Origin of the sequence: Gordonia jacobaea, from assembly GCF_965344965.1 — a bacterium.
In the GTDB taxonomy this organism is placed as follows: Bacteria; Actinomycetota; Actinomycetes; order Mycobacteriales; family Mycobacteriaceae; genus Gordonia; species Gordonia jacobaea.
The window spans coordinates 232,002-246,994 of the sequence record NZ_CBDRLS010000006.1; the positions used below are offsets into that span (position 1 = coordinate 232,002).

The 14,993-nt window shown below is 66.8% G+C and carries 13 protein-coding genes; 6 read left to right on the forward strand and 7 right to left on the reverse strand.

The window, feature by feature from the left end:
- Positions 1-31 precede the first annotated feature (31 nt).
- A complete protein-coding gene (locus ACRVY7_RS20200; RefSeq protein ID WP_049698264.1) occupies positions 32-448 on the reverse strand; it encodes a cytochrome c oxidase subunit 4 in 417 nt (138 codons plus the stop codon).
- Positions 445-1,542 carry an aa3-type cytochrome oxidase subunit II gene (gene ctaC / locus ACRVY7_RS20205; RefSeq protein WP_431818435.1) on the reverse strand — a complete coding sequence of 366 codons (1,098 nt, stop codon included), beginning with the start codon at positions 1,540-1,542 and terminating at the stop codon, positions 445-447. The genes ACRVY7_RS20200 and ctaC overlap by 4 nt, the downstream gene beginning before the upstream one ends.
- Positions 1,543-1,958: 416 nt before the next feature.
- On the opposite strand from ctaC, the gene asnB reads away from it, so the two are divergent.
- On the forward strand, positions 1,959-3,884 hold the full coding sequence (asnB, locus tag ACRVY7_RS20210; protein ID WP_049698590.1) for an asparagine synthase (glutamine-hydrolyzing): 1,926 nt from the start codon (positions 1,959-1,961) through the stop codon (positions 3,882-3,884).
- A 355-nt stretch (positions 3,885-4,239) separates the two neighbouring features.
- On the opposite strand, the gene ACRVY7_RS20215 is transcribed toward asnB, so the two are convergent.
- The 3 genes from ACRVY7_RS20215 to ACRVY7_RS20225 form a co-directional block, all read right to left on the reverse strand.
- A complete protein-coding gene (locus tag ACRVY7_RS20215) occupies positions 4,240-5,211 on the reverse strand; it encodes a carbohydrate kinase family protein (protein WP_431818387.1) in 972 nt (323 codons plus the stop codon).
- Positions 5,212-5,386: 175 nt separating this feature from the next.
- The gene (locus ACRVY7_RS20220) at positions 5,387-5,746 is read right to left on the reverse strand and encodes a HesB/IscA family protein (protein ID WP_005209017.1); all 360 of its coding nucleotides are present in this window, start codon (positions 5,744-5,746) and stop codon (positions 5,387-5,389) included.
- Positions 5,747-5,958: 212 nt separating this feature from the next.
- A complete protein-coding gene (locus tag ACRVY7_RS20225) occupies positions 5,959-7,029 on the reverse strand; it encodes a glycerate kinase family protein (protein WP_431818388.1) in 1,071 nt (356 codons plus the stop codon).
- Positions 7,030-7,174: 145 nt separating this feature from the next.
- On the opposite strand from ACRVY7_RS20225, the gene ACRVY7_RS20230 reads away from it, so the two are divergent.
- The 3 genes from ACRVY7_RS20230 to ACRVY7_RS20240 are packed head-to-tail and all read left to right on the forward strand — an operon-like array spanning position 7,175 to position 10,479.
- Positions 7,175-7,858, forward strand: coding sequence for a DUF3043 domain-containing protein (locus tag ACRVY7_RS20230; RefSeq protein ID WP_049698267.1), 684 nt, complete (start codon positions 7,175-7,177; stop codon positions 7,856-7,858).
- 7 nt (positions 7,859-7,865) lie between these two features.
- Positions 7,866-9,674, forward strand: a complete 1,809-nt coding sequence (gene cobT / locus ACRVY7_RS20235) for a nicotinate-nucleotide--dimethylbenzimidazole phosphoribosyltransferase (RefSeq protein ID WP_431818389.1) — start codon at positions 7,866-7,868, stop codon at positions 9,672-9,674.
- Positions 9,675-9,693: 19 nt separating this feature from the next.
- A complete protein-coding gene (locus tag ACRVY7_RS20240) occupies positions 9,694-10,479 on the forward strand; it encodes an adenosylcobinamide-GDP ribazoletransferase (protein ID WP_431818390.1) in 786 nt (261 codons plus the stop codon).
- Positions 10,480-10,588: 109 nt separating this feature from the next.
- Here the strand turns inward: ACRVY7_RS20240 and ACRVY7_RS20245 are convergent, their stop codons facing one another.
- A complete protein-coding gene (locus ACRVY7_RS20245; protein WP_431818391.1) occupies positions 10,589-11,695 on the reverse strand; it encodes a branched-chain amino acid aminotransferase in 1,107 nt (368 codons plus the stop codon).
- 225 nt (positions 11,696-11,920) lie between these two features.
- A complete protein-coding gene (gene gcvT, locus ACRVY7_RS20250) occupies positions 11,921-13,030 on the reverse strand; it encodes a glycine cleavage system aminomethyltransferase GcvT (RefSeq protein WP_431818392.1) in 1,110 nt (369 codons plus the stop codon).
- Between gcvT and ACRVY7_RS20255 the strand changes: the two genes are divergently transcribed.
- On the forward strand, positions 13,029-13,247 hold the full coding sequence (locus ACRVY7_RS20255) for a hypothetical protein (protein WP_431818393.1): 219 nt from the start codon (positions 13,029-13,031) through the stop codon (positions 13,245-13,247). The two genes, gcvT and ACRVY7_RS20255, sit on opposite strands and share 2 nt — an antisense overlap.
- A 74-nt stretch (positions 13,248-13,321) precedes the next feature.
- Entirely contained in the window at positions 13,322-14,875 is a 1,554-nt protein-coding gene (locus ACRVY7_RS20260) for a leucyl aminopeptidase (RefSeq protein WP_431818394.1), read from the forward strand.
- Positions 14,876-14,993 lie beyond the last annotated feature (118 nt).

The following is a 14,993-nucleotide window of genomic DNA, read 5'->3' on the forward strand; positions in this document are numbered from 1 at the left end:
AAGGGTTGTCCAGCGTGAAAGGGCTGCTCTGTCAGTGCTTCTCGGGTCCGACGATGTACTCGAAGACCATTCCGGCAGCACCACCGATGATGCACGCCGCCGCGAAGATCGCGAGCCAGAGGTTGCCGGTGGCGAATGCGACGGCAAACAGCGCTGCGCACCCGGCGATCACGATCGGCCACCACGAGCCCGGGCTGAAGAAGCCGAGTTCGCCGGCGCCGTCCTCGATCTCGGCGTCCTCGTAGTCCTCGGGACGGATCTCGACGCGTCGTGAGACGAACCGGAAGTAGGTACCGGCGATCAGCGTCAGTCCGGCGCTGAAGAACATGCCGGTGACACCGACCCATTCGACGCCGTTGTTGGTGAGTGCGGTCAGCACGGTGTAGACGACACCGCAACCTGCGAAGAAGAGCGTGAGCAGTTCGAAGAGTCTCGCTTCGATTTTCACTGGAGTGCTCCGATCGTGCAGTTCGCAATCTTCGTGTTGCCGGCGTCGCCGGACGCTCCGACGGACCCGTCAGTGGCCCGACGCGTATCGAACGGAACGGTCACAACCGACTCGGGCTGCTGGCAGATGTGCTGCAGCGCTTGCGCGTTCGTCTTGCCGGGGTTCTCCTGCCGGTACTTGATGTACGCGTCGAAGTCCCGTGGCGACACTGCACGAACCTCGAAGTTCATCATCGAGTGGTACGTGCCGCACATCTCGGCGCAGCGTCCGACAAAGGCGCCTTCACGGTCGATCGAGGAGATCTGGAAGCGGTTGTCGGTGTGGTTCTGCTTCGGGAACGGCATGACGTCGCGCTTGAAGAGGAACTCCGGAACCCAGAACGAGTGGATGACGTCGGCCGAGGCGAGGTCGAACTCGATCCGCTTGGTCGTCGGGAGCACCAGCACCGGGATGGTCGCAGACGATCCGACAGTCTCGATCTGGTTGAACTTCAGGTAGTCACGCACGTCGTTGCTGCGGCCGCCGTCGGGACCGGGCAGCTCGATGGTCTCGCCGCCGTGGATCTCACGCGTGTTCTCGGTCTCGAGATCGAACGGGTTTCCGTCGCGGACGAAGCCGTTGTACTTGGTGCCGTCGTCGAACGTGACGTCGCGGTAGCCGAACTTCCAGTTCCACTGGAACGCGGTGACATCGACGACGACCTTCGAATCGTCGGTCTTCTTCTCGACGTTGGTCTGCACGATGACCGTGAAGTAGAAGAGCACCGCGATGATCACGAACGGGATGGCCGTATATGCCAACTCGAGCGGCACGTTGTACGCAGTCTGACGAGGGAACTCGTCTTTGCCCTTACCGGGCTTGTAGCGGTGGAAGGTGATCGTCCAGAAGATCAGGGCCCAGACGATGATGCCCATCACGAGCGCGGCGATGACCGACCAGCTCCACAGGTCGCCCATGTCCTTGGCCTCGGGGGTCACGCCATGCGGCCAGCCGAACCGCATCGCGGTTCTCCCGTCGCAACCCGACATCAACAGTGCGCCGACGCCAAGCGCCGCGACAGCTCCGACCCGCTTGAGGCCGACCCGGTTGGCCATCCGCGACGTCGACGCGACACGCCGTACGCGGGGCCGTTCACCGTGTGCCAATTTCACGCCTTCCTGCCAGCTCGGAACCGTCGATCCGACGTCCGAGTCGCATCCCACCTGACCTGCAATGACACGGTCGGCGACATCGGACCCGCAGGCAACTCTCACCGTGCAGCGGGCACCGAAGCGCAGCCTTCGCGCCATGTACTACGCAGCGTAGACCAACTCGCGGGAACTTTTTCGGTTGGGGTGACTTCGCGCGTCGAAATCGTTTCCCGGCCCAGGTAATACCCTCCCGACCGCGTGTTTCGACGACCCGCGAGCCCCATCCGAGGGGTCGCTCCCACCCCGCATACGGCATACTCGTGACCGCGGCGATGACGTCATCGCCGACCATCGTCCCCGCGTCGAAAGAGGCTTTACTGGTGTGTGGCTTGCTCGGTCTGCTGACCTCCGATGAGACGGCGACTGATGCCGTCGATCTCGTCGCCAACGCCTCGCACTGCATGCGCCACCGCGGCCCGGACGAGCCCGGCACGTGGAATGACGCCGACATCGTGCTCGGCTTCAATCGACTGTCGATCATCGACATCGATCATTCGCATCAGCCACTGCGGTGGGGACCGCCGGAGAACCCCGACAGGTACGCCCTCGTCTTCAACGGCGAGATCTACAATTACCTGGAGATCCGCGCACAACTCGCCGCTGACGAGGGTGCGACGTTCCGCACCGAGGGCGACGGCGAGGCGATCGTCGCGGCCTTCCATCACTGGGGACCCGACGCGGTCCGACGTCTTCGTGGCATGTTCGCCTTCGCCATCTGGGACACCGAGACGCGCTCACTGTTCCTGGCCCGCGATCCGTTCGGCATCAAACCGATGTTCATCGCGACCGGACCCGGCGGGACCGCGTTCGGCAGCGAGAAGAAGAGCCTCCTGGAGCTGATCGGACGCCTCGGCCTGCCCGACACCCTCGACGAGCGCGCTCTCGAGCACTACGTCGTGCTGCAGTACGTTCCGGAGCCCGAGTCGCTGCACTCGTCGATCCGTCGGCTCGAGTCGGGTTCGTATGCGACGGTCCGTCCCGGCAGCGCGCCATCGGTCACCCGCTACTTCAGCCCGCAGTTCTCGGTCCGTCCCTTCACCGACGCCACACGTCAGAAGCGCTACGACGAGATCGCCGACGTCCTCTCCGACTCCGTCGCCAAGCACATGCGCGCCGACGTCACCGTCGGGTCGTTCCTGTCCGGCGGTATCGATTCGACGGCCATCGCGGCGCTGGCGATCCAGCACAACCCCGACCTGATCACCTTCACCGCGGCGTTCGAGCGTGAAGGCTATTCGGAGGCCGACGTCGCGGCGGAGTCCGCGGCAGCCATCGGCGCCCGGCACATCGTGCGGACGGTCACCCCCGAGGAGTACATCGCCGCGATCCCGGAGATCATCTGGTACCTCGACGATCCGGTCGCCGACCCCGCGCTCGTCCCCCTGTACTTCGTGGCGCAGACCGCCCGCGAACACGTGAAGGTGGTGCTCTCGGGCGAGGGCGCCGACGAACTCTTCGGCGGCTACACCATCTACAAGGAGCCCCTCTCGTTGAAGGGCTTCGACCGCCTGCCCTCCACTCTTCGACGCCTCGCGGGCAAGGTCTCCGACCGCATCCCAGAGGGGACCCGCGGCAAGAGCCTGCTGCATCGCGGATCGCTGACCCTCGAGGAGCGCTACTACGGCAACGCACGCAGCTTCGACGACGCCCGGCTGCGCGCGGTGCTGCGCGACTACCGACCCGAGTGGACTCACACCGACGTCACCGAACCGATCTACGCGCGCAGCGATGGCTGGGACCCTGTGGCACGGATGCAGCACATCGATCTCTACACGTGGCTGCGCGGCGACATCCTGGTCAAGGCCGACAAGATGACAATGGCCAACTCACTGGAACTGCGAGTGCCGTTCTTGGACAACGAAGTGTTCAAGGTCGCCGAGGCGCTGCCGTTCGACGAGAAGATCAGCCACGGCACCACCAAATACGCACTGCGCAAGGCACTCGAGCAGATCGTTCCGCCGCACGTGCTGCATCGCAAGAAGCTCGGTTTCCCCGTCCCCATCCGCCACTGGCTCGCCGGGCCGGAGATGTACGACTGGGCACGCGAGACGATCGAGAAGTCGCAGACCGAGTACCTCCTGAACAAGCAGCCAATCCTGGACATGCTCGACGAGCACCGCGCAGGCACCGTCGACAACAGCCGACGCCTCTGGACGCTCCTGATGTTCATGATCTGGCACGCGATCTTCGTCGAGAAGACGCTCGTACCCGACATCACCGACCACAGCTACCCCGTGCGGCTGTAGATCCCAACCGCTGGTTGAGCAGGCCGCGAGCGCAGCGAGCAGCCGTAGTCGAAACCACCCCACCCCCACTGGTTGAGCCGGCGTTGGCTGAAGTGATCTCGACAAGCTCGATCAGCGGAGGACGGCTCGATCAGCGGAAAGGGCTCGCCCCCACTGGTTGAGCCGGCGTTGGCTGAAGTGATCTCGACAAGCTCGATCAGCGGAGGTGGCTCGATCAGCGGAGGACGGCTCGATCAGCCCCCCGCTGGTTGAGCAAGCCCCCCACCGATCGAGCAGGCCGCCCCCACCGCTGGTTGAGCAGGCCGCGAGCGCAGCGAGCAGCCGTCCGTCGAAACCACCCGCCGCGCGGCCGCGCTCAGATCGCTGCGGCGATCTCCTTCGCGGCGTCGGGGCCGTACGCGCCCTCGATGCGACTGAGCGCGGAGTCGCGGTCCCACGACCAATCCTGCGTCGACACGGTTTCGAGGACCAGCACGGCCACCATCGAGCCGACCTGTGCGGCGCGCTCGAATCCGAGGCCTGCGGACAGCGACGAGAGGAATCCCGCGCGGAAGCCGTCGCCGACGCCGGTCGGGTCGACCTTCTCCGTCTCCGGCACGACGTCGACGCGCGTGCGCGTGCCGTCGCGGTCGATGATCTCGACGCCGCCGGCACCGAGAGTGGTGACGCGCACGCCGATCAGCTCGGCGACCTGTGCCTCCGACAGCCCGGTCTTCTGACGCAGGAGACCCCACTCGTACTCGTTGGTGAACAGGTAGGCGGCACCGTCGATCAGCTCCCGCGCCTGCTCGCCGTCGAGTCGCGCGAGTTGCTGCGACGGGTCGGCGGCGAACGGGATGCCGAGGCGTCGACATTCCTTGGTGTGCCGCAGCATCGCTGCGGGATCGTCGGCGCCGATCAGCACGATCTCCGGTGCACCGACGCGTTCGACGACATCACCGAGATCGATCTCGCGCGCCTCACTCATCGCTCCCGCGTAGAACGTCGCGAGCTGCGCCATCGTCTGGTCCGTGGTGCACATGAAGCGAGCAGTGTGCTGAGTCTCGGAGATGCGCACGCCACGGCAGTCGACGCCGTGCGCCTCGAGCCACTGGCGATAGTCGTGAAAATCAGAGCCAACCGAACCGACGAGCACCGGCGACTGCCCCAGCTCGCCCATCGCGTACGTGATGTTGCCCGCGACGCCGCCACGTCGGACCACGAGATCTTCCACCAGGAAGCTGAGCGAAATGTGCTCGAGATGATCGGCGAGGATCTGCTCCGAAAACTTCCCCGGGAACTTCATCAGATGATCTGTCGCGATGGAACCACATACAACGATTGCCACGTACTCCCCCAGCCTCTCAGCGTTTTGTGATGACCGCTGCGCGTGTCAGCGCCTTTACCGGCCCGCCGCGCGAGCCGGCCATGAACCGCATCACACGCTACCGAAAGCCCCGGAAATGACTGACCGCACCCCGGCATGGCCGAGGTGCGGTCAGAAAATCTGGTGCGCCGACGTATCAGTTGAACGAGTCGCCGCAGGCGCAGCTACCCGTCGCGTTCGGGTTATCGATGGTGAAACCCTGCTTCTCGATGGTGTCGACGAAGTCGATCGTCGCGCCCTGCACGTACGGCGAGCTCATCCGGTCGACAGCCAGCTTCACGCCACCGAAGTCTGCGGTGAGGTCGCCGTCGAGCGAGCGGTCGTCGAAGAAGAGCTGGTAGCGCAGGCCTGCGCAGCCACCGGGCTGCACGGCGATACGCAGCGCGAGGTCGTCGCGGCCCTCTTGGTCGAGCAGCGCCTTGGCCTTGGCGGCTGCAGCGTCGGTCAGGATGACGCCGGTGGTGGTGGCGGTTCCGGATTCGTTCTGAACGGTCATCGATGCTCCTCGTACTGTGATGGTGCCGTTGGTGCTCGGCCTCGGTCGTGCTGCCATGTGTCACACAGCTCTGATGTACGCCGCGCTGTGGCAGCGACTCGAACGCGTCGGCTGACGATGCAGGCCTTTTGTTCGTCTGTTGTCAACGGTACCCCCTATGTGCGTATTCCCGGAGTGTGCACATATCTGCGTGCCGTCAACCGCAGGTTTTCTCACCCAGTCGGGAGCCACGACGCCGCGGCACGGGCAGCGAGAGCGGTGAGTTGGTTGCGCGCGTCGCTCATCGCGAGTTCGACCGATCCCGCCTGTTCGACGATCGAGTGGGCACCGGCTATCCCGGCTTCGGCGATCTCGTCCGGGGTCAACGCCACCTGACCCGCGAAGACGACGGTCGGCGCACCCACCTCGGTAGCCGCGGCATTCAGCGCCGACACGACTTTTCCGCGCAGCGTCTGGGAATCGAACTTCCCCTCGCCGGTCAGCACGAGATCGGTGCGCGCGATCTCCGCGGCCTGATCGGTGGCCTCGCCGACGATCGTCGCACCGGACACCCGGCGTGCACCCAGCGCGAGCAATGCCGCCCCGAGCCCACCGGCGGCTCCGGCTCCCGGCTCACCACTGACGTCACGACCAGCGATCGATGCCAGCACTCGCGACCACTGCGTGAGTCGCTCCTCGAGACGGCTGACGGTCTCGGCGTCGGCACCCTTCTGCGGACCGAACACGGATGCGGCACCCAGCGGTCCCAGCAGGGGATTCTCGACGTCGGACGCCGCGATCAGCGCGACGTCGGCGAAACGCTCCGCAGCCTTCGCCGACCCGCCCAGTGCGTCGATCAACCCGTGGCCGCCGTCGGTGGTGGCACTCCCGCCGAGACCTACGACCACCTCGCGTGCTCCGGCCTTCAACGCGGCGTCGACGAGCAGGCCGACCCCGTACGTGTCGGCCGACTGGGCGGTGCGCGGTGTCGGCCCACCACCGAGTTGGTGCAGACCGCACGCCTGCGCACACTCGATGTAGGCGACGAGCCTCTCGGAGTCCCTGTCGTCGAGCAGCCATCGCGCCGTGACCGCGGCACCGAGCGGACCGACGACGCGCTCGGTCACGGTGCGCCCGAAACGCGCGGCGAGGACGTCGACGAATCCCGGTCCCCCGTCGGACTGCGGCGCGAGCGTGATCTCGTCGTCCGGTCGGCCCGCCGACCATCCCTCGCCGATGGCGTTCGCGGCCTCGACCGCTGTCAGCGTGTCGCCGAACGAATCCGGCGCTATCAGGACCCGCATTCGCCCCACCTCTGTTCGCTCGACACCCTGGCGTCGACGCAGGTGCGCGCGGTTGTCTCCCACACGTGACTGCTCGGGCCCATGCCCGGGAAGTATAGGGAGGTCGACGAACCGCGGCAGCGCTAGATCACCTACCCTCGAAGGCGTGAGACTGCCATGGAACAAGGACGACGACACCGCCGACGAGGGTACGGTGTCACTCGACAAAGCGACGACGACCGTCGACGAAGCCGAGACCACCTCCGAGACCAAAGGCAGCGCATACACAGCGGGCAAGGGGCGCCCGACACCGTCGCGTCGTGAGGCCGAAGGCCGTCGTCGTGGCCCGGTCGCACCTCCGCCGACCACCCGCGCCGAGGCACGCGCCCGGAAGAAGCAGCTCAAGAGCTCGATGTCGCGTGAGGATCGTCGCAAACTCAGCGATGAACGCCGCAACCAGCGCGCAGAGCAGCGCGAGAAGATGATGGCGGGCGACGAGCGCTATCTGATGCCCCGCGACAAGGGTCCTGTCCGGCGCTACGCCCGCGACCTCGTCGACTCGCGACGCAACTTCGCCGGCCTGTTCATGCCATTCGCGGTGGTGCTGATCGTGGTGATGTTCCTTCCGTCGATCGCCGCGTACGCGAACTTCGTGTTGCTGGCGTTCGTGGTCCTGATGGCCATCGATGCCGTCATCCTGGGCAGGCTGGTCAACAAGCGCGTTCGCGAGCGCTTCCCCGACACCGACGACACCGGCTTCCGCCTCGGTTGGTACGCATTCACCCGCGCCATGCAGCTCCGCCGCATGCGCGCACCCAAGCCACAGGTCTCTGCGGGCGACGAGGTCTGATCCGACGATGACCACGAGGGGCACCCGCACACTGGTGCTCGGGGGCGTACGGTCGGGCAAATCGGGGGTGGGCGAGGCAATGCTCGCCGAGCACACCGAGGTCCGCTACATCGCAACCGGGCCGACACTGACCTCCGATGCGGAGTGGGTCGCGCGAGTCGAGGAACATCGACGACGCCGCGACGAGCGATACACGACCGTCGAGACCACCGATCTCACCACCGTGCTGTCGACCACGCCCGACGTCGCCACACTGGTCGACGACCTCGGCAACTGGTTGGCCGCCGACATCGACGCGACCAACGGCTGGGAATCGCCGATCGACCGCTCCGATCGCACGGAGCAATTGTGCGCGGCGATCAGTGCCGTCACCGCGGACCTCGTCATCATCAGCCCCGAGGTCGGGCTGGCACCGGTCCCCTCGACCACCGTCGGCCGCGCGTTCCAGGACGAACTCGGTGCCCTGAACTCGGCCGTCGCAGCCGTCTGCGACCGCGTCCTGCTCGTCGTAGCCGGCCGCGTCGTCGAACTCCCCGCCGACTTCCCCACCCTTGCGGCACAGACGCCACAGCAGCAAAGGTCACCACAGAAACCGGCGGCACCCGACGTCGCACCGGCGGCAGCCGCAACCGCACCGGCGGCAGCCGTTACCGCAGCCGCTACTGAGCCGGCGGCTCCGGACACCGCAACGGCAGCGCCCGACAGCATGTCGGAGCCTCCCAAGGTCGTCGCGACCGATGCCGAGGTTTTCGACCACATCGACCGTCCGGACGAGTCCGTCGCGCAGGCCGCGCGCGACCGTCAGCTCACCTTGACCAAGCCCGCTGGTTCCCTCGGCAGGCTCGAAGACCTCAGCGTGTGGATCGCCGCGTGTCAGGGCGAGTGTCCGCCCCGCTCGATCGAGCAGGCGAACGTGGTGGTGTTCGCGGGCGATCACGGCGTCGCGCAGGCCGGTGTCTCCGCGTACCCGCCCGAGGTGACCGCGCAGATGGTCGCGAACATCGCCTCGGGAGGCGCAGCGATCAACGTCCTCGCCCGCCAGAGCGGCGCGACGGTGCAGGTCGTCGACATGTCGGTCGACGCCGACACCCCACCCGAGGTCTCGCGCTACAAGGTTCGACGCGGCAGCGGCGACCTCCGCGTCACCGATGCGTTGACCATCGCCGAGGCTCGCGCGTCCATCGCGGCAGGACGTGCCATCGTCGACGACTTGGTCGACTCTGGTGCCGACCTTCTCATCGCGGGTGAGATGGGCATCGGAAACACCACTCCCGCAGCGATTCTCGTCGGTACCCTGACCCGCCACGAGCCGGTCGAAGTAGTCGGCCGTGGGACCGGCATCGACGACCTCGGCTGGATGCGGAAGACCGCAGCCATCCGCGACGGCATGCGGCGCGGCCGACGCTACATCCACGATCCCCTCGCACTCGTGGCTGCTGTCGGCGGCGCCGACATCGCCGCGATGGCCGGGTTCCTGGCACAGGCCGCCGTGCGTCGCACACCGGTGATCCTCGACGGTGTGGTGGTCACGGCTGCCGCACTCGTGGCGGCCGAACTGGCTCCGGGCGCCGTGAGCTGGTGGGTCGCCGGTCACCGGTCGGTCGAACCCGCACACACCTTCGCGCTCGAACACCTCGACCTCGAGCCCATCCTCGAGCTGCGGATGCGCCTCGGTGAAGGCAGCGGTGCGCTGATGGCGCTACCTGTCGTCTCCTCGTCCGTGGAGATTCTGCGAGGCATGTCGACGTTCGACGAGGCAGGGATCAGCGATGCCGACTCGTCGGCGGCCCTGACCACCAGCGACGCGGGGGTCTGACCCGGGCGTGGGCGGCAGGATGTCGCCGGTCGACGCTCTCGCGGGTGCGTTCTCATGGCTGACCGTCGTGCCTATCCCGGTGCGCAACAACACTTTTGATCGACGATTCGGCGCCGCGGCGATCGCCGCGGTTCCGGTTGTCGGCCTCGCCCTCGGCGCTCTTGTCGCTGTCGTCGCGTGGGCGTTGAGTCTGACCGACCTCCCCACCACCCTGATCGGCATTCTGCTCGTCGTCGTCCTCGGTGTGGGGACACGGGGCATGCATCTCGACGGCTTGGCCGACACCGCGGACGGCCTCGGATGCTACGGCCCACCCGAACGGGTCGCCGAGGTCATGCGCAGCGGATCAGCGGGACCGTTCGGGGTGGCGACAATCGCGGCAGTGATGATCGTCGACACAGCGGGATTCGCTGCGCTGACCGGTGATTCACGATGGCTTGCCATTGCCGCGGCGGTTTTCGTCGGGCGCGTGGCCACCGTGATCGCCTGTCGACGGTCACTACCGCCGGCACGCTCCACCGGGTTCGGCGCACTCGTCGCGGGTACCCAACGGGCATCAATAGTCGTGTGGTCGGTGTTGGCGATCGTCGCGATGGTGGTCGCGGGCGGTTGGCAGTCGTTGTCGCCCAACGTATTCGACGTCGGATCGGCGCTGGGTGCGGCCATCACGGCCGTGATCGCGCTCGGCTTCGCGTGGTTGTTCACCCGGCACTGCGCGCGCCGGATGGGCGGGATCAACGGCGACGTGCTCGGCGCGGTGATCGAGCTGTCGACGGCCATAGCCCTTGTGGGACTACTGATCTGAGTGCCGCTAGCTGACCACAGGCTCCGACGGTTCTGACCCGGATACGCCGCGGGCCCCCGAGGCCGGAGCGTCGGGGACCCGTCGGACGGTCTGGATCAGGGGATCCGGATCAGGCCGGATACAGCGTCGTCATCCACCCGTGGGTGTCGGCGAACGTACCGCGCTGAATGCCGGTGAGTGTGTCGCGAAGCGCCTGGGTGACCTCACCCGTGGTGCCGTTGCCGATCGTGTAGTCGTCTGTCTCGCTCTTCACGTGGCCGACCGGTGTGATGACCGCGGCTGTGCCGCACGCGAAGACCTCGGTGATGTCGCCCGACGTGACACCCTTGCGGAGTTCCTCGGTGGAGATGCGGCGTTCCTCGACGGAGAACCCGGCGTCGATCGCGAGGGTGAGCAGCGATTCACGCGTGATCCCCGGCAGCAGCGAGCCGGACAGTTCCGGAGTCACCAACCGCGCGTCGGCTCCCGAGCCGAACACGAAGAACAGGTTCATGCCGCCCATCTCCTCGATGAAGCGACGCTCCACCGCGTCGAGCCAGACCACCTGGTCGCAGCCCTGCGCGGTGGCCTGCGCCTGCGCGAGGAAGGCCGCGGCGTAGTTGCCGCCACACTTCGCAGCGCCGGTACCACCGGGCGCCGCGCGCACATATTCGGTCGACAGCCACACGCTGACCGGCTTGATCCCGCCGGAGAAATAGGCGCCTGCGGGCGAGCCGATCACCGAATAGACGTACTGCGACGACGGCGCGTTGACTCCCAGCCCCGCCTGCGAGGCGAACATGAACGGGCGCAGGTACAGCGATTCCTCGCCGCCTGCGGGCGGAACCCACGCGTTGTCGGCAGCCAGCAGTGACCGCAGCGATTCGATGAAGTCGTCGACGGGCAGAGGCGGCATCGCGAGGCGTTCAGCGGAACGCTGCAGCCGCAGTGCGTTGGCCTCCGGACGGAACGCCGCGATGGAACCGTCGGGCTGCCGATACGCCTTCAGACCTTCGAAGACTTCCTGTCCGTAATGCAGAACCATCGCCGACGGATCGAGCGCGATCGGTCCGTATGGCGTGACCTTCGCACTGTGCCAACCGCGATCTATGTCGTAGTCCACCAGCACCATGTTGTCGGTGAAGTACTTGCCGAATCCTGGAGCGGAGAGGATCTCCGCCCGACGGGATTCCGACACCGGATGGGGATGCTCGGTACGGGTGAACTGCAAGGTCATTGGCCTATGGTAACGCCGCGAAGAAAACCTACCCTCACCGACCACCCACGCCGATCAAGTCGGCCCCACCCGCCGATCGAGACCCCGACCCCCGCCGATCGAGACGCCCCTCCGCTGATCGAGCTTGTCGAGATCACCCGCCGATCGAGACGCCCACCCGCTGATCGAGCTTGTCGAGATCACCCGCTGTTCGAGTCGCCCCACCGCTGATCGAGCTTGTCGAGATCACACATGCGACTCGACGAACGGCGGGATCACCACCTCGCAGGTCAGCTCACGCCCGCGGACGTCGATCACGACCTCCGCACCCTTCTTGATGCCCGACGCCGTGTCGATCAGCGCGAGCGCGATGCCCTGCTTGAGGGTCGGCGAGAACGTCCCGGACGTCGTCTCGCCGACGGTCTCGCCACCCGGCCCGGCCAGCACCGTCAGTCCCGCACGCGGAACGCCGCGACCTGTTGCCTTGAGTCCGTAGAGGCGTCGGGCCGGCCCGGCCTCCTTCTCCGCCACGAGAGCGTCGCGCCCGAAGAATGCCGGCTTGTCCCATCCCACCGCCCATCCGCTGCGTGCCTGGTTGGGCGTGATCTCCTCGGTGAGTTCGTGGCCGTGCAGCGCGTAGCCCATCTCGGTGCGCAACGTGTCACGGGCGCCGAGCCCGGCGGGCTGGCCTCCGGCGTTGGTCACCTCGGTGAGCAGAGCGTCGAACACGGGGCCGGCGTCGTTCCATCGCGGGAGGATCTCGTACCCCCGCTCGCCGGTGTATCCGGTCCGGCATACCCGCACCGGATACGACGCATCGTCGGTCTTCAGGTCGGCATCCGCGTACGCCATGTACTCCATGTCGGTCGGAAGACCAACGGCGGCAAGCACATCGGGGCTCTTCGGCCCCTGGACGGCAAAGACTGCGTAGTCACGATGTGCGTCGGTGATCTCGACACCTTCCGGCGCGACGGCCTGTAGCGCCGCGACGACCTTCGCGGTGTTCGCGGCGTTCGGGACCAGGAACACCTCGTCGTCGGAGACGAGGTACGCGATGAGGTCGTCGACCACTCCCCCGGATTCGTTGCAACACAGCGTGTACTGCGCCTTGCCCGCGTGGATCTTCCCGAGATCGTTCGTCAGCGTCGAGTTGACGAAATCTGCTGCGCCAGAACCCTTCACGAGCGCCTTGCCGAGGTGACTGACATCGAAGATGCCGACTGCCTCGCGGACGGCGTTGTGTTCTGCGACGGTGCCTGCATACGAGACGGGCATATGCCATCCACCGAATTCGGCGAAGGTGGCACCGAGTGCGTAGTGGCGGTCGGCGATGGGTCCGGCGAGCAATTCGGTCATGCGGGCAGATTACCGATCGACGTCGAACCCGCGCACCTCGCACGACACGACGGCCGGCCTAGAGGACGCCATAGCCCTGCACGCCCTCGACCGTCCGCAGATCGAAGTGGTCGACCGTGATCCCCTGCGCTTCGGCGCCGCCCACTGTCGTCACGACGTTGCCGTCGCGGACGGCCAGGCGCGCCTCTTCGAACTCACGCTCACCGGGTCACCGTAGGCAGCGTTGCCGGTGTCGGACCCGCTCGGCGGAGATCGTGTCGGTCCGCGGAATGACGTGGCAGAGTTGAGCGCGTGAGTAAGAACGAGAGCGTCGACCGGACACGCGGTCCCAAGATTCAACTGGCAACCTCCCTCGACAAGAACGACGAGGTACTCGTCATCGGGCTCGTGTCACCCGAGAGTTCTGAACCCGAGGACTCCACGAACCCTGACTCCGACGCGGCGCCCACATTGTTCATCGGCGACGGCCTCCTCGACGACGCGCAGGCGTCGGCCATCAGCGACGCGCTCGTCGCGGTCGGTGCCAGCGGCGCACACGGGGATGTCTCGACCGTTCCCGCACCCGAGTCGCTCGGCGTCGACGCCGTGGTGGCCGTCGGCCTCGGCTCGTCCGACGACGTCGAGAATCCCGAGAAGCTTCGCCAAGCCGCGGGCATCGTGGCTCGAGCACTGAACGGTCGCGAGCAGGTCGCCACCACGCTCGCGGCAGGAGGCATCGAGCCCGTAGCCGAGGGCTTCTTCCTCGGCGCCTATCGGTTCGACGAATTCCGTTCTGCCAAAACGCTTCCCACGAAGACTCCGCCGACCTCGGTGCGCCTGCTCGTGGAGAACACCGGCAAAGCAGCCACCGCGCAGCTCGAGCACGCCGTCGCCGTCGCCGATGCCACCGCGATCGCCCGCGACTTCGTGAACACCCCGCCGAGCCACCTCTATCCGGAGGAGTTCGCCGAGCGCGCCCGCTACCTCGGTAGCAAAGTCGGCCTGAAGGTCGAGATCCTCGACGACACCGAGCTGGAAAAGGGCGGGTACGGCGGGATCATCGGCGTCGGCAAGGGCAGTTCACGCCTGCCGCGACTGGTCCGGCTGACTCACACGGGAAAGAAGGATGCCAAGAAGGTGGCGCTCGTCGGCAAGGGCATCACCTTCGACACCGGCGGCATCTCGATCAAGCCCGCAGCCAACATGGATCACATGACCTCCGACATGGGTGGTGCCGCCGCCGTCATCGCGGCCACCATCCTCGCCGCTCGTCTCGACGTCGACGTCTCGGTCACCGCCACCGTGCCGATGGCCGAGAACATGCCGTCGGGCACCGCCCAGCGTCCCGGCGACGTACTCACCCAATACGGCGGAACCACGGTCGAGGTCTTGAACACCGACGCCGAGGGTCGACTGGTCCTCGCCGACGCGATCGTGCGCGCATGCGAGGACGACCCCGACTACCTCATCGACACCGCGACGCTGACCGGCGCCCAGATGGTCGCGCTCGGAGCGCGCACACCGGGTGTGATGGGCACGGAGGCGTTCCGCGACCGCGTCGCCGAACTCTCGCAAGAGGTGGGCGAGAACGCGTGGCCGATGCCGCTTGCCGCCGAGTTGCGCGCAGATCTGAAGTCGCGAGTCGCCGATCTCGCCAACGTCACCAATCACCGCAACGGCGGCATGCTCGCCGCGGGCCTGTTCCTCAAGGAGTTCGTCGCCGACGGCGTGCAGTGGGCCCACATCGACGTCGCCGGACCGGCTTTCAACTCCGGAGCGCCGTGGGGTTACACCCCCAAGGGCGGAACCGGCGTTCCGGTCCGCACCATCGCGCGCGTGATCGAAGACATCGCCGAGAACGGCTGAGCACACCCCTATCCGCCACCATCCCCGACTCGCCAACGCAGTTGCGTCGACACGCCACATGGCGCGGGCCGGTGGCGGGTAGGGTTTAGCGCGTGGGCATCGGCCACCCGCCGACGCC

Coding starts and splice junctions, on each gene's coding strand:
- ctaC (WP_431818435.1), bottom strand. CDS start 1,542: ATGGCCAACCGGGTCGGCCTCAAGCGGGTCGGAGCTGTCGCGGCGCTT.
- ACRVY7_RS20220 (WP_005209017.1), bottom strand. CDS start 5,746: ATGACCGTTCAGAACGAATCCGGAACCGCCACCACCACCGGCGTCATC.
- ACRVY7_RS20225 (WP_431818388.1), bottom strand. CDS start 7,029: ATGCGGGTCCTGATAGCGCCGGATTCGTTCGGCGACACGCTGACAGCG.
- cobT (WP_431818389.1), top strand. CDS start 7,866: ATGACCACGAGGGGCACCCGCACACTGGTGCTCGGGGGCGTACGGTCG.
- ACRVY7_RS20240 (WP_431818390.1), top strand. CDS start 9,694: ATGTCGCCGGTCGACGCTCTCGCGGGTGCGTTCTCATGGCTGACCGTC.
- ACRVY7_RS20245 (WP_431818391.1), bottom strand. CDS start 11,695: ATGACCTTGCAGTTCACCCGTACCGAGCATCCCCATCCGGTGTCGGAA.
- ACRVY7_RS20255 (WP_431818393.1), top strand. CDS start 13,029: ATGCGGGCAGATTACCGATCGACGTCGAACCCGCGCACCTCGCACGAC.
- gcvT (WP_431818392.1), bottom strand. CDS start 13,030: ATGACCGAATTGCTCGCCGGACCCATCGCCGACCGCCACTACGCACTC.